This is a genomic window from Streptomyces sp. NPDC088252, from assembly GCF_044740965.1.
Taxonomy (GTDB): domain Bacteria; phylum Actinomycetota; class Actinomycetes; order Streptomycetales; family Streptomycetaceae; genus Streptomyces.
In genome coordinates this window covers 285,730-306,891 of record NZ_JBIURS010000003.1, presented here as the reverse complement: position 1 = coordinate 306,891, position 21,162 = coordinate 285,730, and the positions used below count along the sequence as shown (strand labels likewise).

At 72.0% G+C, this 21,162-nt stretch carries 20 protein-coding genes and 1 pseudogene; 9 read left to right on the top strand and 12 right to left on the bottom strand.

The features are described from left to right. Positions 1 to 12: 12 nt before the first annotated feature. Together ACIOHC_RS08390 and ACIOHC_RS08385 are read left to right on the top strand one after the other, a co-directional pair. Positions 13 to 594 carry an isochorismatase family protein gene (locus ACIOHC_RS08390; RefSeq protein WP_365691177.1) on the top strand — a complete coding sequence of 194 codons (582 nt, stop codon included), beginning with the start codon at positions 13 to 15 and terminating at the stop codon, positions 592 to 594. 153 nt (positions 595 to 747) lie between these two features. Beyond that, the gene (locus tag ACIOHC_RS08385; RefSeq protein ID WP_351072375.1) at positions 748 to 1,401 is read left to right on the top strand and encodes a hypothetical protein; all 654 of its coding nucleotides are present in this window, start codon (positions 748 to 750) and stop codon (positions 1,399 to 1,401) included. 100 nt (positions 1,402 to 1,501) lie between these two features. On the opposite strand, the pseudogene ACIOHC_RS08380 reads toward ACIOHC_RS08385, so the two are convergent. After that, a pseudogene (locus ACIOHC_RS08380) lies at positions 1,502 to 2,294 on the bottom strand (class I SAM-dependent methyltransferase). A gap of 440 nt (positions 2,295 to 2,734) precedes the next feature. Here ACIOHC_RS08380 and ACIOHC_RS08375 point away from each other — a divergent pair. Further along, the gene (locus ACIOHC_RS08375) at positions 2,735 to 3,373 is read left to right on the top strand and encodes a TetR family transcriptional regulator (protein WP_351072377.1); all 639 of its coding nucleotides are present in this window, start codon (positions 2,735 to 2,737) and stop codon (positions 3,371 to 3,373) included. 169 nt (positions 3,374 to 3,542) lie between these two features. Here ACIOHC_RS08375 and ACIOHC_RS08370 read toward each other — a convergent pair whose 3' ends face one another. Continuing rightward, the gene (locus tag ACIOHC_RS08370) at positions 3,543 to 4,229 is read right to left on the bottom strand and encodes a GDSL-type esterase/lipase family protein (RefSeq protein ID WP_351072379.1); all 687 of its coding nucleotides are present in this window, start codon (positions 4,227 to 4,229) and stop codon (positions 3,543 to 3,545) included. Between the two features lie 59 nt (positions 4,230 to 4,288). Here ACIOHC_RS08370 and ACIOHC_RS08365 point away from each other — a divergent pair, with 59 nt between their 5' ends. Continuing rightward, the gene (locus ACIOHC_RS08365) at positions 4,289 to 5,272 is read left to right on the top strand and encodes a WD40 repeat domain-containing protein (RefSeq protein WP_351072381.1); all 984 of its coding nucleotides are present in this window, start codon (positions 4,289 to 4,291) and stop codon (positions 5,270 to 5,272) included. A 39-nt stretch (positions 5,273 to 5,311) separates the two neighbouring features. On the opposite strand, the gene ACIOHC_RS08360 is transcribed toward ACIOHC_RS08365, so the two are convergent. Then, positions 5,312 to 6,094: a TetR/AcrR family transcriptional regulator gene (locus ACIOHC_RS08360; RefSeq protein ID WP_365691175.1), complete on the bottom strand. Its 783-nt coding sequence runs from the start codon at positions 6,092 to 6,094 to the stop codon at positions 5,312 to 5,314. 94 nt (positions 6,095 to 6,188) lie between these two features. Between ACIOHC_RS08360 and ACIOHC_RS08355 the strand changes: the two genes are divergently transcribed. From ACIOHC_RS08355 to ACIOHC_RS08345, 3 genes are all read left to right on the top strand, one after another. Continuing rightward, positions 6,189 to 7,196 (top strand): ATP-binding cassette domain-containing protein, encoded by a 1,008-nt coding sequence (locus ACIOHC_RS08355; protein ID WP_401841988.1) that lies wholly within the window; start codon positions 6,189 to 6,191, stop codon positions 7,194 to 7,196. Beyond that, entirely contained in the window at positions 7,193 to 8,020 is an 828-nt protein-coding gene (locus ACIOHC_RS08350) for an ABC transporter permease (protein ID WP_351072387.1), read from the top strand. The genes ACIOHC_RS08355 and ACIOHC_RS08350 overlap by 4 nt, the downstream gene beginning before the upstream one ends. Positions 8,021 to 8,081: 61 nt before the next feature. Next, the gene (locus ACIOHC_RS08345; RefSeq protein WP_351072389.1) at positions 8,082 to 8,597 is read left to right on the top strand and encodes a GNAT family N-acetyltransferase; all 516 of its coding nucleotides are present in this window, start codon (positions 8,082 to 8,084) and stop codon (positions 8,595 to 8,597) included. Positions 8,598 to 8,618: 21 nt separating this feature from the next. On the opposite strand, the gene ACIOHC_RS08340 is transcribed toward ACIOHC_RS08345, so the two are convergent. Further along, positions 8,619 to 10,049 (bottom strand): amidase, encoded by a 1,431-nt coding sequence (locus ACIOHC_RS08340; protein WP_351072391.1) that lies wholly within the window; start codon positions 10,047 to 10,049, stop codon positions 8,619 to 8,621. 164 nt (positions 10,050 to 10,213) lie between these two features. On the opposite strand from ACIOHC_RS08340, the gene ACIOHC_RS08335 reads away from it, so the two are divergent. Further along, a complete protein-coding gene (locus ACIOHC_RS08335) occupies positions 10,214 to 10,615 on the top strand; it encodes a DUF4259 domain-containing protein (protein WP_365691172.1) in 402 nt (133 codons plus the stop codon). On the opposite strand, the gene ACIOHC_RS08330 is transcribed toward ACIOHC_RS08335, so the two are convergent. From ACIOHC_RS08330 to ACIOHC_RS08295, 8 genes are all read right to left on the bottom strand, one after another. Continuing rightward, complete coding sequence (locus tag ACIOHC_RS08330; RefSeq protein WP_401841984.1) at positions 10,616 to 11,227, bottom strand: Uma2 family endonuclease; 612 nt, start codon at positions 11,225 to 11,227, stop codon at positions 10,616 to 10,618. Positions 11,228 to 11,371: 144 nt separating this feature from the next. Continuing rightward, complete coding sequence (gene serC / locus ACIOHC_RS08325; RefSeq protein ID WP_351072397.1) at positions 11,372 to 12,490, bottom strand: phosphoserine transaminase; 1,119 nt, start codon at positions 12,488 to 12,490, stop codon at positions 11,372 to 11,374. Positions 12,491 to 12,609: 119 nt separating this feature from the next. Beyond that, entirely contained in the window at positions 12,610 to 13,818 is a 1,209-nt protein-coding gene (locus ACIOHC_RS08320; RefSeq protein WP_351072399.1) for a cytochrome P450, read from the bottom strand. Continuing rightward, positions 13,815 to 15,095, bottom strand: a complete 1,281-nt coding sequence (locus ACIOHC_RS08315) for a cytochrome P450 (RefSeq protein WP_401841981.1) — start codon at positions 15,093 to 15,095, stop codon at positions 13,815 to 13,817. The genes ACIOHC_RS08320 and ACIOHC_RS08315 overlap by 4 nt, the downstream gene beginning before the upstream one ends. Beyond that, positions 15,092 to 15,742 carry an ATP/GTP-binding protein gene (locus ACIOHC_RS08310; protein WP_351072403.1) on the bottom strand — a complete coding sequence of 217 codons (651 nt, stop codon included), beginning with the start codon at positions 15,740 to 15,742 and terminating at the stop codon, positions 15,092 to 15,094. Before ACIOHC_RS08310 ends, ACIOHC_RS08315 begins: the two co-directional genes overlap by 4 nt. Next, positions 15,723 to 16,085, bottom strand: a complete 363-nt coding sequence (locus ACIOHC_RS08305; protein WP_351072405.1) for a DUF742 domain-containing protein — start codon at positions 16,083 to 16,085, stop codon at positions 15,723 to 15,725. The genes ACIOHC_RS08310 and ACIOHC_RS08305 overlap by 20 nt, the downstream gene beginning before the upstream one ends. Then, on the bottom strand, positions 16,082 to 16,522 hold the full coding sequence (locus tag ACIOHC_RS08300) for a roadblock/LC7 domain-containing protein (RefSeq protein WP_365691168.1): 441 nt from the start codon (positions 16,520 to 16,522) through the stop codon (positions 16,082 to 16,084). The genes ACIOHC_RS08305 and ACIOHC_RS08300 overlap by 4 nt, the downstream gene beginning before the upstream one ends. Beyond that, positions 16,519 to 18,006, bottom strand: a complete 1,488-nt coding sequence (locus ACIOHC_RS08295; RefSeq protein WP_401841977.1) for an ATP-binding protein — start codon at positions 18,004 to 18,006, stop codon at positions 16,519 to 16,521. Before ACIOHC_RS08295 ends, ACIOHC_RS08300 begins: the two co-directional genes overlap by 4 nt. Positions 18,007 to 18,277: 271 nt before the next feature. On the opposite strand from ACIOHC_RS08295, the gene ACIOHC_RS08290 reads away from it, so the two are divergent. Next, positions 18,278 to 21,115 (top strand): FAD-binding and (Fe-S)-binding domain-containing protein, encoded by a 2,838-nt coding sequence (locus ACIOHC_RS08290; protein ID WP_365691165.1) that lies wholly within the window; start codon positions 18,278 to 18,280, stop codon positions 21,113 to 21,115. The last annotated feature ends 47 nt before the right edge of the window (positions 21,116 to 21,162 follow it).

Genomic DNA, 21,162 nt, shown 5'->3' with positions numbered 1-21,162 from the left:
CATGATGGCGCGATGACCCATCTTGGTGTGCCCGTGGAGGCCCTGCTCGTCGTGGACGTCCAGTCGGCCGCGGTCTCCGGCGACAGGGCTGTTCCGGAGGCGGCCCGGCTCGTGGACCGGACGGCGGACCTGATCGCACGGGCGCGCAGGAGCGGGGCGCTCGTCGTCCACATCCAGAACGACGGGGCGCCGGGGGCGGGTGATGAGGCGCATACGCCGGGCTGGGAGCTCCATCATCCGGTCGAGGCCGGTCCCACCGAGGTCGTGATCCGCAAGACCGAGGACGACGGCTTCGACGGGACCGCGCTGGGGGGCCTGTTGACCGACTCGGGGATACGCGCACTCGCCATCTGCGGTGTGATGTCCGAGATGTGTGTCCAGGCGACGGCCCGTACCGCCCTGGCGCTGGGGTACCGGGTCGTCATGCCGCACGACGCCCACGCGACGCACGACATCCCGGCGGCACCCGGCATCAGTGACGCGGTTCCGGCCGCCGTGGTCTCACGGGTCGCCGAATGGGCCCTCGGCAGCGGGAACGAGGTCGTCGCTCACGCCGCGGACGTCGCTTTCACCGTGCCGCCCGGCCGCCACTGAGGCACCAAGACGCCTGCCTGTAAAGGGAGTTCGCTGCTCAGCGACCTGTGCGGGACCGTGACCGGACGGACTGCCCGTCCCGGGAACCGCGGCGCTCGGTCCTGTCGTCCTGACGTGCGCGCCACACCCACATGCACACACTCAAGGAGCAGCATGAGCGTCAACGGCAGCACGCGGTCCCTGGGCGGCAGCCGGAGCACGGATTCCTCGTCGCGGCGCGGCTCTCGCAGGGCTCTTCCGGACTGTGCGAAGGCGGTCCTCGCCCTCGCGCTCGTCCTGGGGGCCGCCACCGCCTGCAGCCAGTCGTCCGGCGGCGGGAGCCACGTGGCCAAGGACTGGAAGGTCGGAGACTGCGCCGGGCCCGACAGCGGTGAGTCGAAGGACGCCTACCAGGCCATGGGCTGCGACGACTCCAAGGCGACGATCAAGGCCCTCGAAATCAAGGACGGTGCCATCTTCTCCGATTCCATCCAGTGCCCGCCCGGGACGGACGCGATCATCTCGGTGAAGGTCTCCTTCGGCTCCGGCGACGCCAGTGCCGGCATCCCCAGCAAGACCATCTGCGGACGCAACCTCTCCGGCGACCACCCCGGTGACCCGGGAGCGGGCGGCGGTCAGTTGGTGAAGGGCGACTGCGTGGACGACCAGGCCAAGGAGGTCGCCTGCGGCAGCGGGGGCAGCGGTGTGGCCAAGGTGCTCGCCCTGACCAAGACGAAGGCCGAATGCCCGTCCGGGACCGACGAGCCCCTGGAACTGTTCCCGAGTCCGGGCCGCCCGTACAACACGATCTGCACCACCCGGGCCTGACGGTCCGCGGCCGGGCACGTCCCGTCCGCCTCTCCCGTCCCCGGGAACACCACGGCCGGTGAAGCCCGCGCTTCACCGGCCGTGCGGCGTCCGGGGGACTTCATGCCGCCGGGGGCCGGCCGCTGCCCGTCCCGGCGGCCGGGCCACGGCGCCCACCGTCACCGCGGAACAGGGCCGTCCAGAGGAACGGCTCGCCGAAGTACGGGGACTCGGGCGGTTCGTCGCGCATGCGGCGGAGTTCGAGCTCCGTCAGGTCGCCGAAGATCCGGCGCAGCGACTGGGGCGTGCAGGCGAGGCCGCCGTGGAGGCTGTCGGTCCGGTCGTAGAAGGAGGCGTCGGGGAGTTCGGAGCCCGTGCCCGTCTCGCCGGCCGCGAAGCAGGTGAGGGCGAAGTGGCCGCCGGGGGCCAGGGACCTGTCCAGGAGGGCGAGGTAGCTGATGCGGCGGTGCGGCGGCAGATGGTGGAAGCAGCCGGAGTCGTAGACGAGGTCGTACGGGCCGCTCAGCTCGGTCGCCGCGAGCGCGAAGGCGTCGCCGCGGTGGAACCGGATGTTTGCCCCCCGCCTCGCGGGCGCGGTCCCCGGCCCACGCGAGGGCCGCCGGGGACAGGTCCACCGCGTCGACCTCGAAGCCCAGGGCGGCGAGATGGAGGGCGTTGCGGCCCGGACCGCAGCCCAGGTCCAGGGCGCGTCCCGGGGCGATCAGGCCGCGTTCGACGTACGAGACGAGGTTCTCGTCGGGCTTCGCCACGAAGAACGGAACGGGCTTCGTCCGGTCCGCGCAGAAGCTGTCCCACCACGAGGCCCCGTCCGCCGTCAACCGGTCGGCCTCCCGGGTGAAAAGGCTGTCCAGGAGGTTGAGCACGTCATCCACCGTACGTATGTTCCGGTCCACGCGGATCCCCTTGCCAGGAGGGGAAATCGTAGATCCGCAAGGCGGTGCAACCGGTTCGCGAGGTGTCGGCCGAGGTCTCCCGTGGGTGCAAGGCGGCCCCGGGTGAATGGCGAGGCAACGCCTCCTCGTGCCCGGCCTCTTCGGGCGCGCCGTCGCCCGTGAGGGGGCGTGAAGAGGGCGGTTCGGGGGCCGCCGGGGGTGTTTCTCCGGTGGTTTCCGTGTCGTGTCCGTGTACCGGTCAGGAGCCACCGCTCAGCTGCGGGCAGCGGCCCGGGTGCCTCCCGGAGTCCAAAATTCAGACCGTAGCAGCAACGGTTCGATGGGCAATCGGACTTGACCGAGGTGTTGTCCTGCGCGTGGTCGAGGGCGTGGCGGAGACCCCACCGGTGGCGCGGAGCGTGGAGAGTGGGGGCGGCGGTACGGACGACGAAGGAGGACCGATGGTGGGTGTCGTGGCGAACCAGCGGAGCAGGGCGGCCGGACAGGCCGTGGAGGGGCCGGGGGCGCGGGACCGACTCCTGCGGGCCGGACGCCAGTTGTTCGCTGCGTACGGGTACGCGCACACGAGCATCGAAGACCTGTGCGAGCAGGCGAAGGTGCCCGTCCACATCTTCCAGCAGGAGTTCGTCTCGCGGGAGGTGCTCCTGATGGCGATCTACGACGAGGTGGCGACCCACGGGCTGCGCGCCGCCGAGAACGCCCTGATGGCCGAGGGCATGGAGGACTGCCCGACGGCGGAACGGGTCCGGCTGCTCTTCGACGCCTATGTGAAGGCGGTCACCGAGGACCCGTGCGCGGCCAGGGTGGCCTTCGTCGAGGTGCTGGGCGTCAGCCGGGAGGTGGACAACCACCTCGGGACCTGGCGGGCCATGTGGATCGAGTTCCTGACCTCCGAGGCCGAGCGCGCCGTGCGCCGCGGCGAGGCGGTACCGAGCGACCACCACGTGACCGTCACCGTGCTGAACCACTCGGTGGACGAGCTCATGGCCCACCACGGCCGCCGCCCCCGCCAGGTCAACGCCGAGTGGCTGACCGATGAGCTGACCCGGCTCTCGCTGGCCATGATCCTGCCGTCCTGACACGCCCCCGTTGCCGGGACGGCAGACGCGGGCGGCGAATGAGGGCGGCATGGACGAGGAAGCGGAGCACGCGGGGCGTTCGGTCGGCAGGGCGAGCGGATGCACGTCCGGGCCCGGCCCTCGGGGCGGTGAGACACCGGCGGCGAGGCGCGGGGGCGACGGACAGGCCCTACGGGAGGGCCGTGTACGGGCCACCCAGGCCCCATGCCTGGTGCATCGCGTCGGCGAACGCCCCCGCCAGCCTGTGTTCGCCGGTGGGACCGGGGTGCGTCCCGTCGTACGTGTCCCGGTGGATGTCGTACCCCGGCGGACGGGAGGCCAGCAGGATCGGGGACATCGGATCGTCGAGGTCGGCGACGGCCTTCGCGAGGAGTTCGTTGAAGCGGTCGCACTCGGCGGCGAACGGCGCGTCCGACTCGGCCCGTATGTTCGGTATCACCGGCAGCAGCACCATTTTGACGTGCGGGTTCGCGGTGCGGGCCGCAGCGATGAACGCCCTTGCGTTCAGGGCGGTTCGGCCACTGTCCGTATAGAACCCGAGGTCTATCAGGCCGAGCGAGACGAGCAGGACGTCCGTGCGGTGCTCGGTGACGGTGTCGGCGATCACCGGGGCCATGTGCAGCCAGCCCTCGCCCCAGCCGGCCAGATGGGCACGGGCCCCGACCGGGAAGTCCGGTGCGCCGTACGCGTACGAGACGGGAGTGTTCGTTCCGGTGTCGTACAGCTCGCTGCGCGGGCCGACGATCTCGAACGGGGTGCCGAGGACGGAATCCAGGTGTTGCCACATCCGGTAGCGCCAGGTGAAGTCGCCGGCGCGGCCGATCGTCATGGAATCGCCGACAAACGTGAAACGCATGGCGTCATCATCGCGGATCACTCCTGCGGCCTGCGACGTGACGATGGACACTTGGGTCCATGCGTTCGTACCTGACTGTGTCCGGAGCCGCCGCGCTGCTTCTCCTCGCGGGGGCGGCTCCCGCGACGGCCGGAGACGGAGCCGACCGGAGCTTCACGATCGAGGACCCCAGGATCACCGAGTCCAGCGGCCTCGCGGCCAGCCGCACCCACCCCGGCGTCTACTGGACGCACAACGACAGCGACGACGGGCCGTACGTCTACGCCGTCGACTCCCGCACCGGGAAGACCGTCGCGACGATCACCATGCGGGGGGTGGGCCGGCCGCGCGACGTGGAGGCCATCTCGCTGGGGCCCGACGGCAATCTGTACGTCGGTGACATCGGCGACAACCTGAACGGCAGCTGGGACCACGTCTGGATCTACCGCTTCCCGGAGCCGAAGCAGCTCAAGGACGCCACGGTCCGCGCCACGCAGTTCGATGTGAAGTACGCCGACGGTCCGCGCAACGCCGAGGCGCTGATGGTCCACCCCGCGACCGGGCGCGTCTACATCGCGTCGAAGAACGAGGACGGCGGCGGGCTGTACGAGGGCCCCGCGAAGCTCACCACGGGTGCCACCAACGTCTTCCGGCGCGTGGGGGAGGTGCCGTGGGTGACGGACGGCGCCTTCTCGCCGGACGGCAAGGAGCTGGTGCTGCGCTCGTACTTCAGCGCCCGTGCCTACGCCTTCGGGAACGGCAGGCTCGGGGCCGACCACGCGGTCCGGGCGCCGCTCCAGCGGCAGGCCGAGTCGGTGACGTACACGGCGGACGGCTCGGCGCTGATGTTCGGCTCGGAGGGGGAGCGGAGCGATGTGGTGCGGGTGGACGTGCGGAGCGACGGAGGCGGCGGGGGCACGTCGCCGTCGAAGGGCGGCGGTGCGTCGTCGTCCGCCGCCGGCGGGAGCGGCGGCGGGACGAAGGGCGGCACCCTGGTCGGAGCGCTGGTGCTCGCCGCCGTGGGAGCGCTCGTCCTCATGAAACGGCGCCGTGGCCGCGGCTGACCGACGGCCGGCCTCCCGCGTGTGCGGCCCGGCCCCGTGTCAGCCCCCGGCGCGCCGCTCGACGAGCACGTCGAAGCCGTCGAGCAGCCGTTGCAGGCCGAACGCGAAGTGGTCGGCGTCGTAGCTGAACGCGTCCTCGGAGAGCGCCGCCATCAGCGGATAGTCGCCGCTCCTCATGGCCCGCTCCAGGTAGGGGCGCTGGTCCTCCCAGAAGGCGTCATTGCTCAGCCCGGTCTGCTGCACGGCCTCGGTGGTCTGGAGCCGGGTGCGGGCGATGCCCTCCACGAAGCTGTTGACCGTGATGATCGTCGAGATCAGCTCCTGGTCGGTCAGACCCATGCCCCTGATGTGGGCGAGGGCCAGTTCGAGACCCCGCAGGGCGCTGGGGCCGAGGACCGTACGCGCCTGGTTGATCTTGAGCAGCCAGGGGTGGCGGCTCAACTGTTCCAGGTAGGTGCGCGCCATGGTGTCGAGGGCGGCGCGCCAGTCGGCCGGGGCGTCCGACGGGGCGTCGGCCAGAGGTTCGCCCAGGACGTGGTCGAGCATCAGGTCCAGCAGCTCGGCCTTGCCGGGAACGTACCGGTAGAGCGACATCGTGCCGGTGCCCAGATCGGTGGAGAGCCGGCGCATCGAGAGGGCGTCCAGGCCCTCCGCGTCGGCGATCGACACGGCGGCGGCGACGATCCGGCCGAGCGTGAGAGCCGGTTTGGGGCCGCGGCTGGGCCGGTCGCCGGTTCCCCAGAGGAGTTCCAGGCTGCGCCCGATGTCGCCGCTGCCGGCCGTCGTTCCGTCCGCCCCACTCGCTGAACCGTTCTTCGTCATGGGCTCAGCGTAAGCCTGTGAACAAGAATTGGGTACGGTGTACTCTCATGTGGGTACAGCGTACTCAGTTCATCGTGGAGAAGGGGGTTCTGCCATGGGTGCGAGCGGATATGCCGTACGTGCCGCAGGAGTCGTGAAGCGGTACGCGCCCGAGCGCGGCGGGCGGAAGGGCGGCGGGCGGAAGAGGGCTCTCGACGGGTTCGATCTGGCCGTCCGGCCCGGCACCGTGCACGGGCTGCTCGGGCCCAACGGGGCCGGCAAGACCACTGCCGTACGCGTCCTGTCGACGCTGCTGCGGTTCGACGCCGGGCGGGCCGAGGTCGCCGGGCTGGACGTACTGCGCGAACCCCGCCTCGTACGCACCAGGATCGGGCTCACCGGGCAGTACGCCGCCGTCGACGAGATCCTGACCGGGCGGCAGAACCTGGAGATGTTCGGGCGTCTCTTCCACCTGGGCGGCCCGCGGGCCCGGCGGCGGGCCGCGGAACTGCTGGACCGGTTCGATCTGCGCGACGCCGCCGACGAGGGGGTCAAGGGGTACAGCGGCGGAATGCGACGCCGTCTCGACCTGGCGGCATCGATGATCCTCGCCCCCCAGGTGCTGTTCCTGGACGAGCCGACGACCGGGCTCGATCCGCGCGGACGGGGCGAAGTCTGGGAGAGCGTAAGGGCGTTGGTGGCGGAGGGTACGACGGTGGTGCTCACCACCCAGTACCTGGACGAGGCCGACCGCCTCGCCTCGCGCATCACCGTCATGGACCGGGGCCGGGCCATCGCCGACGACACCCCGGACGGGCTGAAGAACCGGGTGGGAGGCGACCGGATCGAGGTCGTCACGGCCGAGGCGGCCGACCTGCTTGCGGTCGTCAAGGCCGTGGAACGGGTCGCCGACGCCGGTTTCGTCGTCTCCGACGAAGCGACCCGCCGCGTCCATGCCCGGGTCGCCGACCGCGTCGCCGCGCTCACCGATGTCGCGCGCACCCTCCAGGACGAAGGCATCGAGGCCGAGGACATCGGGCTGCGCAGACCGAGCCTCGACGATGTGTTCCTCGCGCTGACCGGACACCGTACCCGGACGCCCGAAGAGGAGGTGGTGGTATGACCGCCGTCGCTCCGCACCCGGTCGGCCCCGCACGTGGCCGACTCCACTGGGCGCTCGCCGACAGCTGGAACGTCACCCGGCGCAGCCTCACCCACTACCTGCGCCAACCGATGGCAATCATATGGCAGTTGGGCTTCCCGATCCTTTCCGTGCTGCTGTACGGATATGTCTTCGGCAGTGCCATGAAGGTGCCCGGAGGCGGCGACTACCGGGAGTTCCTGATGCCGGGCATGTTCGCCACGACCATGGCCATGGGTTTCATGAACACCGCGATGGCCATGGTGACCGACGTCGGCAAGGGCGTCGTCGACCGGTTCCGCTCCATGCCGATGGCGTCTTCCGCCGTCTCAGCCGGACGCGGTCTCGCCGATCTGCTGGTCGCCGGCGCCGAGTTGACGGTTCTCGCGGCGACCGCGCTGGCGATCGGCTGGCGGGCGGACGGCGGCCCGGCCGCCGCCGTCGGAGCGTTCGGACTGCTTCTGCTGCTCCGGTTCAGCCTGATCTGGGTCGGCGTCTGGCTGGGGCTCCTGATCCCGAACGCGGAGTCGGCGGGCGGCCTGTACGCGATCGCGTTCCCGGTCACGATGATCTCCAGCGCCCTGGTCGCCCCCTCCCTGATGCCGGGCCCGCTGGGCACCCTGGCCGCCTGGAACCCGATCTCGTCGACCGTCACGGCAACCCGCGAACTCTTCGGCAACCCGGTGGCGGGGGGCGGCACCTGGGTCGAGGAACACGCCCTGCTGATGGCGGTGGTGTGGCCGATGGCACTGACCGCGGTGTTCCTGCCGTCGGCGGTGCGCCGGTTTTGGCGACTGAGCCGCTGAGCAACTTCCCGACGATCGGCGCACACAGGCCGGACGACCGGTGCGCATAGGATCGGGCGCCATGACGAACCGCGGGCCCGAACCCTTCTCCACCGAGCGGCTCGACGTCCTGCCCCTGCGGGTCGCGTGCGCGGACGAGATGGCGGCCGTGCTGGCCGACCCGGCCCTGCACACGTACACGGGCGGCGCCCCGGAGAGCGCCGGTGAACTGCGGGTCCGCTACGCACGCTGGACCGCCGGTTCGCCGGATCCCGGGGTGGCGTGGTGGAACTGGGTGCTGCGGGTACGGGACGAGGGCTGCCTGGCCGGTTACGTACAGGCGACCGTGCACGCTCGGGACGCGGAGGCGGAGATCGCCTGGGTGGTCGGGACGCGGTGGCAGGGGCGGGGATACGCCAAGGAGGCGGCGGCGGGGCTGGTGGCCCGCCTGACGGGAACGGGAGCGGTGCGGACCGTCGTCGCCCATGTCCATCCGGACCACACCGCGTCCGCCGCCGTGGCCGCCGCCGCCGGGCTGGTGCCGACGCAGGCGTGGTGCGACGGCGAACGGCGCTGGGAACGGGGCGGGGCGGGCTGAGCGCGCGCCCTCGCTCCGTGGTCAGCTGTCCGAAGCGGCCAGCAGGCGTTCCACGCGATGGGCGACGGCCAGCAGATGCTCGTCGCCGCCGACGCGGCCGATCAACTGCACCCCGAGAGGGAGTCCGTCCGCGTCCCGGTGGCCCGGGACTGTCACGGCCGGCAGCCCCAGCACCTGCCAGGGCCGGCTGAAGACCGGGGAGCCGGTGGTGGTCAGGCCCGCGGGGGCGGGGCCGGCGGCGGCCGGGGCGAGGACGGCGTCCGCCGACTCCAACAGCGCCTGGAGACGGCGGCGCTGTGCGGCCGCGTGGTCCAGCGCCGCCAGATAGTCGAGCCGCGAGACACGGTGGCCGTCCTCGACGAGCCGGCGGAGAGGGGCGCTGAGGGGCTGCCCGCCGGGGGGACCGGCGGGGGGCCCTGCCGCGTACGCATCGGATGCGGCGCGTGTGTCGTCCGTGGTGTGCGTGATGCTCAGGGCGCCCGCGTCGTACTCGGTGGCGAGGGCGCGGGCGGCCTCGTACGCCATGACCGTGGTGTGGGTCCGCACGAGCTCGGCGAGGTCCGCGTCGATCGCCAGCTCACGCACCTCGGCCCCGGCGGCGAGGAGCATGAGGCGGGTGTCCTGCATCGCCCGGTCCATGGCCCCGTCGGTGGGGTGGAAACCGTACGCGGTCCGATCCGGCGCGCCGGGGCCCGTGCCGGAGCAGATCAGGACCACCGGGTGCGGGACGTCCGGCAGGACCGCGTCCCGGCTGTGCGCGGCGCGGCCGAGCAGGGCGGCGCGGGCCAGGGCGAGGTCCTCGACCGTCCGGGTCAGCAGGCCGAGCGAGTCGAGCGTGTGGCTGAGGCCGGCGATGCCTGTGAGCGGAAAGGCGCCCGGCGTGGCGACATGGCCCGCGGTGCCGCAGTACGCGGCCGGGCGGATGGTCGACGCGGCGGTCTGGGTGCCGAGGGCGAGCGGGACCATGCGGGCGGCGACGGCCGCGGCCGAACCGCTGGAGGACCCGCCGGGCGTGTGGTGCGGGGCGTGCGGGTTCGCGGTCCGGCCGGGGGTGAAGTACGCGAACTCGGTGGTCACCGTCTTGCCGACGAGCACCGCGCCGGACGCGCGCAGCCTGGCCACGCACCACGCGTCCCGGTCGGGGCGGTGGCCCCGGTGGCGGGGCGAGCCGTAGCCGGTGGGCTGGTCGGCGGTGTCGATGATGTCCTTCACGCCCACCGGAACACCGTGCAGGAGACCTTGGCGGGGGCCGTCGTCCAGCAGGCGGGCCCGTCGTACGGCGGCGTCCCGGTCGAGATGCTCCCAGGCCCCGACCACCGGCTCGCGGGCGTCGATCCGGTCGAGGCAGTCGGCGAGCAGTGCGGTCGCGGTCAGCTCGCCGGACTCCAGGGCGCGGACCGCCCGGGTGAGGCTGAACTCGTGCGGCGGGACGGCGGTGGCGGACGGCGTCATGGGCGTGGTCTTCCTGGGACGGGAACGGGGGCGGGGGCCCGGTGTGCGGGCCGCCGCGGTGTGGCAGGCCGGCCGACCCGGCCTTCGTTGTCAGTGGTGGCTGTGAGGATGGTGTCCGCCGCTGGAACCCACCGGCGGACACCGCCATTTGCTGAGGGGACCTCATGGGCACCTGGGACACCGGTCATTTCGACAACGACACGGCCGCGGACTTCTCGGGAAGCCTGGATGCCGTTCCCGAGACCGAGCGGGAAGCGGTCATCCGCAAGGTTCTGGGCATCGCGATCGCGGCGGACTACCTGGACAGCGACGAGGGCGAGGAAGCGATCGCGGCGGCCGCACTGGTCGGCTCCCAGTGCCCGGGGGGAGAGGCGGTGACCACTGCGTACGGCCCCGACAAGGCGCTGCCCACCCTGTCGACGGACCTGCGTCCCCTCGCGGTGAAGGCCCTCGACGCGGTGCTGGGCGAATCCTCGGAGCTGCGCGAGCTGTGGGACGACGCAGGGGACAAGGAGTGGGCGGCGGGCGTCACCCGGCTCAGGAAGGCGCTGGCGGCGGCCGGTTGATCAGGTACGGCGACGTCCGGCCCGGATGGGCTCGGCGACATCGAGCGTCACCGGCGCGCCGATCGAATCGGGCAGCGCGACCGTCTGCCCGGGGGCGTACACCTGATGGCCGTCGTAACCGCCGCCCATGGGCTCGGTCAGGACGTGCACCCGGCCGTGCTTGCGGTCGACGATCACGTAGACCGGGATCTTGGCCTCCGCGTAGGCGGCGACCTTGTTGCGCAGGTCGTTGTTGTAGTTGCTGGAGGTGACCTCCAGCACGAGGCGGAAGACGGCGGGGTCGTAGCAGTTGTTCTCTACCAGGTGCTCGTCGCGATCGGCGTCGACGACCGCCAGGTCGGGGATGGCGTAGTCCTCGGGGCCGCCGGGGAGCCACAGGCCGATTCCCTGAAGGACTCGGGTCTCCTCGCCGTGGAGGCCTGCGGCCAGGAAGGGAATCATGAGCGTGGTCAGCGCATCCGCATGCGGGCCGTCCGGGGGTGGGGCCACGGTGATGACGCCTCCGATGATCTCGACGCGGTAACCCGGGTGCTGCTCCATGAGGCTGTTGGCTGTTTCGAGCAGCGATTCCGGCTCACCGTCACAGGGGTGCTCGACTGCGGCTGCAGACATTGCGGGCCTCCTGAAGGGATGATGTCGAGGCCATCATCGTAGGACGATCCGGCCGCCCCTGCCCGAACGGCGTTCCGCCACCCGGTCGAGTGAACGAGAAGGGCCCCGCACGTCGGCGCGGGGCCCTTCTCGTGTGCGTACCCGTTACAGCTTCTCGATCACGTAGTCGATGCAGGCCGTCAGCGCCTGGATGTCCGCCGGGTCGATCGCCGGGAACATCGCCACACGCAGCTGGTTGCGGCCCAGCTTGCGGTACGGCTCGGTGTCGACGATGCCGTTGGTGCGCAGCACCTTGGCGACGGCCGAGGCATCGATCTCGTCCGCGAAGTCGATCGTGCCGATGACCTGCGAGCGCTTCGCCGGGTCGGAGACGAACGGGGTCGCGTACTTGGAGTCCTCGGCCCAGCCGTACAGATTCCGCGCCGAGGTGGCCGTGCGGCGGACCGAGAAGTCCAGGCCGCCCTGGGAGTTCAGCCAGTTCAGCTGCTCGTTCAGGAGGAAGAGCGTGGCGAGGGCCGGGGTGTTGTACGTCTGGTTCTTCAGGGAGTTGTCGATCGCCGTGGGCAGGCTGAAGAACTCGGGGATGTGACGGCCCGACGCGTGGATGCGCGCGGCGCGCTCCAGGGCCGCCGGAGAGAAGACACCGATCCAGAGACCGCCGTCGGAGGCGAAGGACTTCTGCGGGGCGAAGTAGTAGACGTCCGACTCGGTGATGTCGACCGGCAGGCCGCCCGCGCCGGAGGTGGCGTCCACCAGGACCAGGGAGCCCTCGTCGGCGCCCGCGACGCGCTTGACCGGTGCGGCGACACCGGTCGAGGTCTCGTTGTGCGTGAAGGCGTAGACGTCGACGCCCGCCTCGGCCCGCGGGTCCGGGTGGGTGCCGGGGTCGGAGGCGATCACGGTCGGGTCGGCCAGCCACGGGGCGAGCGCGGCGGCCTTCGCGAACTTCGACGAGAACTCGCCGAAGTTGAGGTGCTGGGACTTCGTCTCGATGAGCCCGTGCGTCGCGATGTCCCAGAAGGCGGTCGAGCCGCCGTTGCCCAGGATGACCTCGTAGCCCTCGGGGAGGGAGAAGAGGTCGCGCACACCCTGACGCACCGCGCCGACCAGGTTCTTGACCGGGGCCTGGCGGTGGGACGTACCGAGAAGAGACGTACCGGTGGCGGCCAGCGCGTCGAGCGCCTCCGTCCGCACCTTGGAAGGACCGGCGCCGAAGCGTCCGTCGGCGGGCTTGATGTCAGCGGGAATCTGGATATCGGCCACGAACCGGAGCGTAGTGCCTCACGGGCACGGTCGAGGACCGTGTCCGTCGGATGAGACACCCGCTCCGGTGCGTGGACGGCGTGCGCGCCGGTCCGTGGGCCGCGTGACGGGGAGCGGGGTCAGCCCAGTTCCACCGGCAGCTCGTGGAGGTCGTTCTGGGTGACGATCGGCTTGTTCCGCAGCTCGGACGCGGGGACGGCGAGTTCCAGCTCCGGGAACCGCTCGTACAGTGCGGGCAGGGCCACCCCCGCCTCCAGCCGGGAGAGTGCCGCTCCCGGGCAGACGTGCGGACCGTGGCCGAAAGCGATGTGGCGGTTGGGGGAGCGGGTGATGTCGAAGTCACCGGCGGTCGGTCCGTGCTGTGCCTCGTCGCGGCCGAGCGCGCCGAAGGAGACGATCAGCGCCTCGCCCTTCGGCAGGACCTTGTCGCCGACCTCGACGTCCTCCGTGGCGAACCGGATCAGGACGTGGGACGTGGGAGTGTTCCAGCGCAGGGTCTCCTCGATCACGTTCTCCCACGGCACCTCACCGTTCAGCACCTGCTTGCGCTGCTCGGGGTGGGTCTGGAGCGCGACGACCGCGTTCACGATCAGGCTGATCGTGGTCTCGTGACCGGCCGCGATGATCAGCTGCAGGGTGTTGACGATCTCCTCGTCGGAGAGGTGGTCGCCGTCCTCGGAGGCCGCGATCAGGGCGCTGGTGAGGTCGTCGCCCGGTTCGGCCCGCTTGGAGTCGACGATCTTCGTGAAGAGCGCGCCGAGGTCCGCCATCATCTGCGGGACCTCCTCGGGCGGCGTCTGCGTCGAGAAGAACTTCTCGAAGAGCTCCTTCAGCCGCGGGTGGTCCGCGCTGTCCACGCCCATCAGTTCGCTGATCACGTTCATCGGCAGCGGATACGCGAACTCCGCCTTCAGGTCGACCGCCTCGCCCTCGGGCAGCGCGGCCAGCCGGTCCAGGCTCGCCGTGGTCAGCGCCTCGATGCCGGCCCGCAGTCGCTCCACCCGCTTCACCGTCAGTGCCTGTGCGACCAGGGTGCGCAGCCGACGGTGGTCCGCGCCGTCCACCGTGAGCATGGAGCGCCCCGGGTTGGCGAGGCCGATCAGCGGCCAGTCCATCGGTATCTCGCCGCGCTGCCAGGCGCTCCAGACGTTGATGTCCTTCACGATCCGGCTGTCGGTGAGCAGCTGGCGGGCCTCCGCGTGGTGGGTGACGGCGTAGCAGTGCACCCCGCCGGGCAGTTCCACCTCGGCGAGTGGGCCGGCCGCGCGCAGCCGGGCGCTCTCGCCGTCGAGGTCGGTGACGAAGGGGTCGAGCGCGATCCGGGTCATCTCTTGCCTCCGATGGCGGTTCCGGGGGTGGTTCCGAGGGCTGGGGTGGGGGTGAAGACCACCGGCAGGTCCGTCAGTCCGCGCAGCCACGGGGACGGGCGGCGGGTGAGCTGTTCGGCGGGGACGGCGAGGTCGATGTCCGGGAGCCGGTCCAGCAGCACCTCGATGCCGGTGCGGGCGATGACCTCGGCGGTCTCCTGGGCGGGGAACGGGCAGCGGTGCTCGCCGTGGCCGAAGGAGAGGAACGCGTTGTTGCCGCCGGTCAGCGCGGAGCCGTCGGTGCGGACCTGCGGGTCGTAGTTGGCGGCGGCGATGCCCAGCAGCAGCAGGTCGCCCGCCTCGATGTGGCGCCCGCCGAGGTGGGTGTCGCGCGAGGCCCAGCGGCCCGCGACGTTCTGGGTCGGGGTGTCCTCCCAGAGCACCTCGTTCATGGCCTCGGCGACGCTGTGCCGGCCACCCGAGAGGGAGGCGGCGAACCGGTCGTCGGTGAGCATGAGCCGCAGCGAGTTGCCGATCCAGTCGGCGGTCGGCTGGTGGCCCGCGGCCATCATGACCATCAGGTCCTGGGCCACCTCCTCGTCGGTGAAGTCGCCCGGGTCGGCGATCATCCTGGTCGCGACGTCGTCGCCGGGCACGGCGTGCTTGTCGGCCAGCAGCTGGAACATGGACGAGGCGAGGTGCTGCTGACCGGCCAGCGCCCGCTCGCGGCCGTCGATCATGTCGTTGAGGGAGCCCACGAGCGCCGCGCCGACGGCGTCGCTGAAGCCGTAGATCTTCGCCAGGACGAGGGCGGGGAGCAGCATTGCGTACTCGGCGATGATCTCGGTGCCGCCCGTGGAGCAGAACCGGTCGACGAGTCCGTCGGCGAACTCCTCGGCGTACCGCTTCAGCGCGAACGGGTCGACGGACTCCAGCGCGTTGCTGATCATCGCGGCGCGCTCGGTGTGCCGGGGGCCGACCGTGTAGAGGATCGACGGCTGCTTGCGGCCGATCATCGGCAGCAGCGGCCAGTCGTCGGGGATGCGCTCCCACTGGTTCCACAGGTCGGAGTCCCGGCTGAACAGCACCGGGTCGGCGGTGACCTGGTGCAGTTCGCGGTAGCCGAGCACGAGCCAGGCGGGGATGTCGCCGTCGAGGACGACGGGCGCCACGGCCCCGTGGTCGCGGCGCATCTCCCGGTACAGCCGGGTCGGTTCGGTCTGGAACCGTGGGCCGGAGAGCGGCTCGCGGCCCTGGGACACGGGGCAGCCGGGGGCCGGCGCCGGGGGCTGGGTCACGAGGTGGGCTCCGGGGTCTTCTCCGGCGTGATGTCCGGACGGGCGGCGGACGGGGTGGAGACCTTGCCCCGCGAGAGGGCGTGCAGGTACTCGACCAGCGTGATCAGTACGTACTTGCTGGACGAACGGTCCCGGGCGTCGCACTCCACCAGGGGGATGTCGTCCGAGAGGTCGAGCGCCTCCCGTATCTGCTGTTCGGTGTGGAGCGGGCCGCCGAAGTCGTTGCACGCCACGATGAACGGCGTGCCGTGGTGCTCCAGGCGGTCGATCGCGTACCAGGAGTCGGCGAGCCGGCGGGTGTCGACGAGGACGACCGCGCCGAGCGTGCCCGAGAACAGCCGGTCCCACAGGAACCAGAACCGCTCCTGGCCGGGGGCGCCGAAGAGGTACAGCACCGAGCGTTCGTCGAGCGAGATCCGGCCGAAGTCGAAGGCGACGGTCGTGGACGTCTTCGACTGCACACCGTCGAGGTGGTCGACGGCCTCGCCCGCGCTGGTCATGGTCTCTTCCGTGTTCAGCGGACGGATCTCGCTGACGGAGCGGACCATGGTGGTCTTGCCGACCCCGAAGCCGCCGACGACGACGATCTTCAGTCCGTTGTCGGCCGTCGCCTGCAGGGCGGCACGGTCAGAGGTTGCGGAGTCCAACGAGCACCTGTTCCAGGATGTCGGGGTCGGGGAGCCGGTCCGCGACACGGGCGGTACGGGGGTGGCGGGCGCTGATCCGGCCGGTGTCCAGCAGATCGGACAGCATGATCCGGACGATGCTGACGGGCAGGCCGAGGCCCGCGGCGATCTCCACGACCGCGGTGGGCAGTTGGCACATCCGCAGGATCGTGACGTGCTCCGACTGCATGCCGGGGACCGGCTCGCACTCGGAGACCACCAGCGTCACCAGGTCGAACGCGTCCGAATCGGACCGGCTGCGGCCACCGGTGAGGGTGTACAGCCGGTCCGGGTCGTCGTCCCGGCCGGGGCGGCGGCGGGTCATACGTTCGCTGTCGCGTCGACGGCGGCCGCGGGGGCCGAGGAGGAGCGCGGCGGCGCGCTCAGGTGCTCGCCGAGCTGCTCGACGAGCTCGCTCATGTTGTGCCCGATGAGACCGACGTCGGCCTCGTCGGAGGCGACGACCGCGAGATGGGCGCCCGCGCCCGCCTCGACGATGAACAGCACGCCGCCGTAGAACTCGGCCATGGCGGACCGTACGCCGCCGGTGCCGTCACCGAACTCGACGGACGCGCCGTGCGACAGGCTCTGGATACCGGCCGAGATCGCGGCCAGCTGGTCGGCCTGGTCGACGGAGAGCTCGGGGGTACGGCACAGCTTGAGGCCGTCCCTGGACAGGACGAGGGCATGACGGGTGCCGGGGGTGCGCTCCAGGAGCCCCTCCAGCAGCCAGTTGAGCTTCTCGTCGGTGGTCGCGGTCATCGGGTGTTGCCTTCTTCCGGGTGCGGGGGACTGGGCCGGACAGCCTGGCGGAAGCTGCTGAAGCGGGCTGCCTGTTCCTTGGGGTCGGCGGTACGGGGCGGCGTGGCCGCGCCGGTGCCGTTGGCGTTGGTGCGGGCCTCGGCGGCGGCGAGGGTGCGGCCTCGGGGGCGCTTGGGGAGTCCGCTCTCGCCGAACCGGGGGAGGTTGCGGGTGGTCTCGGACGCGGGGGAGTCCGGGAGCGCGGGGGAGTCCGCCGGTGCCGGGTCCCGCGGGGGCCGGGTGTCGGCCGCGGCGGCCGTCTCGTGGGCGGGCTCCGGCTCGGGGACGGGCTGCGTCACCGGCTGGGCCGACACCGGTTCGGACAGCGGGGCCGGGGCGGCCGGGACCTTCGGCGCGGCACGGGTGAGGAGTTCCTGCGGGAGCATCATCAGGGCGCCCGTGCCGCCGCGCGCGGACGGCCGGTACGACACGGTCAGACCGTGCTTGCGGGCCAGCCGGCCGACGACGGCGAGACCGAGCCGGGTACCGGAGAGCCCCGTCAGGTCCTGGTGCGTGGCCGAAACAGCGCGCTCGGCGCGGCGCAGCTGGACATCGCTCATGACCAGACCGCTGTCCTCGACGGTCAGGACGATGCCGGCCGGCACCTCCTCGACGTACACATGGACCTCGGCCGTGGGCGGTGAGAAGTTGGCCGCGTTGTCCAGGAGTTCGGCGAGCGCGTGCATGACGCCCTCGGCCGCGTGACCGGCGACCGCGACATCGCTGGTCGAGTGGAGGCGTACGCGCTGATAGCCGCTGATCCGGCCCATCGCGCCGCGCAGGATCGACTCCATCACGATCGGCTTCGCCCAGCGCCGCCCGGAGCGGGCGCCGGTCAGCACGGCGATGGAGTCGGCGAGGCGGCCGGCCTGGGCGGTGCGGTGGTCCAGGTGGAGCAGATCGCCGAGCACGTCCTCAGCCGCGTGCCGGTGCTCCATCTCGCGCAGGTCCGCGAGCATGCTGGTGGACAGGGCCTGCATGCGGCCCGCGGCGTTGGCGCAGGCGGCGATCGCGGCGGAACGCTCGGTCTCGCTGCGGGCCGCGCGGGCGCCGAGCCGCTCGGTCTCGGCGGTGAGCCGTTCGGTCTCGGCGAGGGCCTGCGCGGTGATCCGCGCCGTCTCGGCCTCCGCGGCGGCCTTGATCCGGGCGGTCTCGGCGGTGAAACGCTGGCCCTCGGCCGCGGAGGCGGACACGAGCCGGCTGATCTCGCCGGTGAACCGGTGGGTCTCCGCCGTGATACGGGCGCGCAGCCGGTTCGTGGTGGCGCGGGCGTGGACGGCGGTGGCCACGGCGGCGGACAGCAGCACGGCGGCGGCGCCCGCCCCCCAGGCCAGCGTGGGCCGTACCGAGTCGGGGGCGGCGACGACCGCCCACACGCACAGGGATCCGGTGACGGCCAGTGAGATCAGCAGGGCCAGTGCGGTCGGCCGGGATGAGGGGCTCAAGTGGAGTCCTTGGGGGCGGACGGGACGAACGGGCGGGCGGGACAGATCGGGACACTTCGTACGGCACAGGCGAACGCGACAACTGGAGCTGATAATTCCAAGCCAAGTTGTGGTCACTATATGAGAATTGACACTCCCTTTGGGAAGTCCTTGTGGCGTTCTCTGTTACGTATGTGACTACGCGTCCGACGTATTCCGACGTATTGACGTATTCAGGGGAATCGTGCGTCCTCGGGCGGACGAGTGGCCCGATCAACGGCATCCTGAGCCCATGGCCGCACATCAGAAACCCACGGAACGCGCCGAACTCGCACAGGCCCTGCGCTCCGCGGTCCGTGGAGAGGTCGACTTCGGACCCACCGCACGGGCCTTGACGACGATGGACGCCTCCAACTACCGCCGCGTACCCCTCGGCGTCGTCGCCCCGCGCGACGCCGACGACGTGGCCGCCGCGCTCGCCGTCTGCCGCGCGCACGCGGTGCCCGTGGTCCCGCGCGGCGGCGGCACCTCCATCGCCGGACAGTCCACCGGCACCGGGGTCGTCCTCGACCTCACCCGCCACCTGCGGAGGATCGTCGAACTGGACGCCGGGTCCCGCACCGCGGTCGTCCAGCCCGGCGTGGTCCTGGACGATCTGCGCGCCGCCGCCGCCCCGCACGGCCTCACCTTCGGACCCGACCCCTCCACACACAGCCGCTGCACGCTGGGCGGCATGATCGGCAACAACTCCTGCGGCGCGCACTCGGTCGCCTGGGGCACCACGGCCGACAACGTGCACGCCCTGACCGTGACTCGCTACGGCGGCGACACGCTGCGGCTGGGCCGGGGCGGCGGGCCCGGATTCCCCGCCGGGCTCGTCGGACTCCCCGAACTCGTCGGTGCCGGCCTCGCTCTCCTGCGCACCGGCTTCCCCGCGCTCCCGCGCCGCATCTCCGGGTACGCGCTGGACGCACTCCTGCCGGAGCGCGGGGCCGACCTCGTCCGTGCCTTCTGCGGCAGCGAGGGCACGCTCGGCGTGGTGACGGAGGCGTCCGTACGACTGGTCGAGGCGCCGGCGGCCCGCGCGCTCGTTGTACTCGCCTACGCCGACGAGTCCGCCGCCGCCGAGGCCGCCCCCGGTCTGCTCCCCCACCATCCCCTGACCGTGGAGGGCATGGCCGCCGATCTCGTACGGGAACCGGCCGGGCTGCCGCGCGGCGGTGCCTGGCTCTTCATCGAGACGGGCGGCGCCACCCCGGCCGAGGCGCGGGCGCACGCCGAGCGCGTCCTGCGGGCGGCCGACGCGCTGAACGGCGTCGTCGTCACCGACCCGGCCGGACAACGGGCCCTGTGGCGCGTCCGCGAGGACGCGGCCGGCACCGCCACCCGGATGCCCGACGGCACGGAGGCCTGGCCCGGCTGGGAGGACTGCGCCGTACCGCCCGCCCGCCTCGGCCCGTACCTCCGCGACTTCCGCGCCCTGCTCGCCGAGCACGGACTGCGCGGTACCCCGTACGGACACTTCGGCGAGGGCTGCGTCCACGTCCGGATCGACTTCGACCTGCTGAACCCCGAAGGGGTGGCCCGCTTCCGCCGCTTCTCCGGAGAGCTGGCCGACCTGGTCGTCGCGCACGGCGGATCACTGAGCGGGGAGCACGGTGACGGCCAGGCCCGCGCCGAACTGCTCCCACGCATGTACGGGGACGAACTGGTCGCCCTCTTCGCCCGGTTCAAGGACATCTGGGACCCGGACGGCGGCATGAACCCGGGCATCCTCGTCCGCCCGGCCCGGCTCGACGAGAACCTCAGGTTCGAGGTGCTGCCGAGACGCCCGGTGGACGTGGCGTTCGGCTACCCGGACGACGGCGGCGACTTCTCCGCCGCGGTACGCCGGTGCGTGGGCGTCGCCAAGTGCCGTACCGCCGCCCGGCCCGCGGGCGCGGGCGTGATGTGCCCGTCGTTCCGGGCGACCGGCGAGGAGGCCCACTCCACCCGGGGCCGGGCCCGGCTGCTGCACGAGATGCTCGCGGGCGAGGTGATCACGGACGGCTGGCGGAGCGAGGAGGTGCGGGACGCGCTCGACCTGTGCCTCGCCTGCAAGGGCTGCCGCGGCGACTGCCCGGTGGGCGTCGACATGGCCACGTACAAGGCGGAGTTCCTGCACCACCACTACCGGGGGCGGCTGCGCCCGGCCGCCCACTACACGATGGGGCGGCTGCCGGGCTGGCTGCGCCTTGCCGCCCCGTTCGCGGGCGTGCTGAACACCCTGGCCCGGGCGCGCCCGTCGGCCGCCCTGGCCAAGCGGCTCGCCGGGATCGCGCCGGAGCGCGGGATCCCGGTGCTCGCACGCGAGACGTTCACCCGGTGGCTGCGACGGCGGTCGGCCGGGGGAACGGTGCCCCTCTGCGACGACCAGGTGGCCCTCCTGTGGCCCGACACCTTCACCGACCACTTCTCGCCCGAAGTGGGCCGGGCGGCGGTCCGCGTCCTGGAGTCGGCGGGCCGGACCGTGCTGACGCCCGGCCGCGGGCTGTGCTGCGGTCTCACGTATGTGTCGACCGGCCAGCTCGACAGGGCCCGTACGGTGATGCGCCGGACCCTGGACCGGATCGGTGCGGTCCTGGGAGACCCCGTCGTCGTCCTCGAACCGAGCTGCGCCGCCACCCTCCGCACCGACCTGCCCGAACTCCTCCCCGACGACCCTCGGGCGGCCGAACTCGCCGGGTCGGTGAGGACGTTGGCGCAGTACCTGGAGGAGTACGCCCCGCACTGGCGGCCACCCCGCCTGGACCGCCCGGTCACCGGCCAGACCCACTGTCACCAGCACGCGGTCCTGGGCGATGCCGCGGATCGCCGGCTGCGGGAACGGGCCGGTCTGACGGGCGAGTTGAGCGGTGGATGCTGTGGACTCGCCGGAAACTTCGGCTTCGAGCGGGGCCATTGGGGGGTTTCGGTGGCCTGCGCCGAGGAACAACTGCTGCCGTCGGTGCGTGCCGCGGAGCCCGGCACGGAGGTGCTGGCGGACGGATTCTCCTGCCGGACGCAGCTGGAGCAACTGGGCGGCGTGCGGGCGCGACACCTGGCGGAGGTGCTGGCGGAGGGCCTGCCCCGGATGCCGCCGGAGGGATGAGGGCGGCACACTTTCCCGGCGGGCACCGGCACGGGTTTCCCGATGGA

Coding starts and splice junctions, on each gene's coding strand:
- ACIOHC_RS08350 (WP_351072387.1), top strand. CDS start 7,193: ATGACCGCCGTCGCTCCGCACCCGGTCGGCCCCGCACGTGGCCGACTC.
- ACIOHC_RS08330 (WP_401841984.1), bottom strand. CDS start 11,227: ATGTCTGCAGCCGCAGTCGAGCACCCCTGTGACGGTGAGCCGGAATCG.
- ACIOHC_RS08340 (WP_351072391.1), bottom strand. CDS start 10,049: ATGACGCCGTCCGCCACCGCCGTCCCGCCGCACGAGTTCAGCCTCACC.
- ACIOHC_RS08335 (WP_365691172.1), top strand. CDS start 10,214: ATGGGCACCTGGGACACCGGTCATTTCGACAACGACACGGCCGCGGAC.
- ACIOHC_RS08390 (WP_365691177.1), top strand. CDS start 13: ATGACCCATCTTGGTGTGCCCGTGGAGGCCCTGCTCGTCGTGGACGTC.
- ACIOHC_RS08300 (WP_365691168.1), bottom strand. CDS start 16,522: ATGACCGCGACCACCGACGAGAAGCTCAACTGGCTGCTGGAGGGGCTC.
- ACIOHC_RS08375 (WP_351072377.1), top strand. CDS start 2,735: ATGGTGGGTGTCGTGGCGAACCAGCGGAGCAGGGCGGCCGGACAGGCC.
- ACIOHC_RS08370 (WP_351072379.1), bottom strand. CDS start 4,229: ATGCGTTTCACGTTTGTCGGCGATTCCATGACGATCGGCCGCGCCGGC.
- ACIOHC_RS08290 (WP_365691165.1), top strand. CDS start 18,278: ATGGCCGCACATCAGAAACCCACGGAACGCGCCGAACTCGCACAGGCC.
- ACIOHC_RS08345 (WP_351072389.1), top strand. CDS start 8,082: ATGACGAACCGCGGGCCCGAACCCTTCTCCACCGAGCGGCTCGACGTC.
- ACIOHC_RS08385 (WP_351072375.1), top strand. CDS start 748: ATGAGCGTCAACGGCAGCACGCGGTCCCTGGGCGGCAGCCGGAGCACG.
- ACIOHC_RS08360 (WP_365691175.1), bottom strand. CDS start 6,094: ATGACGAAGAACGGTTCAGCGAGTGGGGCGGACGGAACGACGGCCGGC.
- ACIOHC_RS08355 (WP_401841988.1), top strand. CDS start 6,189: ATGGGTGCGAGCGGATATGCCGTACGTGCCGCAGGAGTCGTGAAGCGG.
- ACIOHC_RS08365 (WP_351072381.1), top strand. CDS start 4,289: ATGCGTTCGTACCTGACTGTGTCCGGAGCCGCCGCGCTGCTTCTCCTC.
- ACIOHC_RS08320 (WP_351072399.1), bottom strand. CDS start 13,818: ATGACCCGGATCGCGCTCGACCCCTTCGTCACCGACCTCGACGGCGAG.
- ACIOHC_RS08305 (WP_351072405.1), bottom strand. CDS start 16,085: ATGACCCGCCGCCGCCCCGGCCGGGACGACGACCCGGACCGGCTGTAC.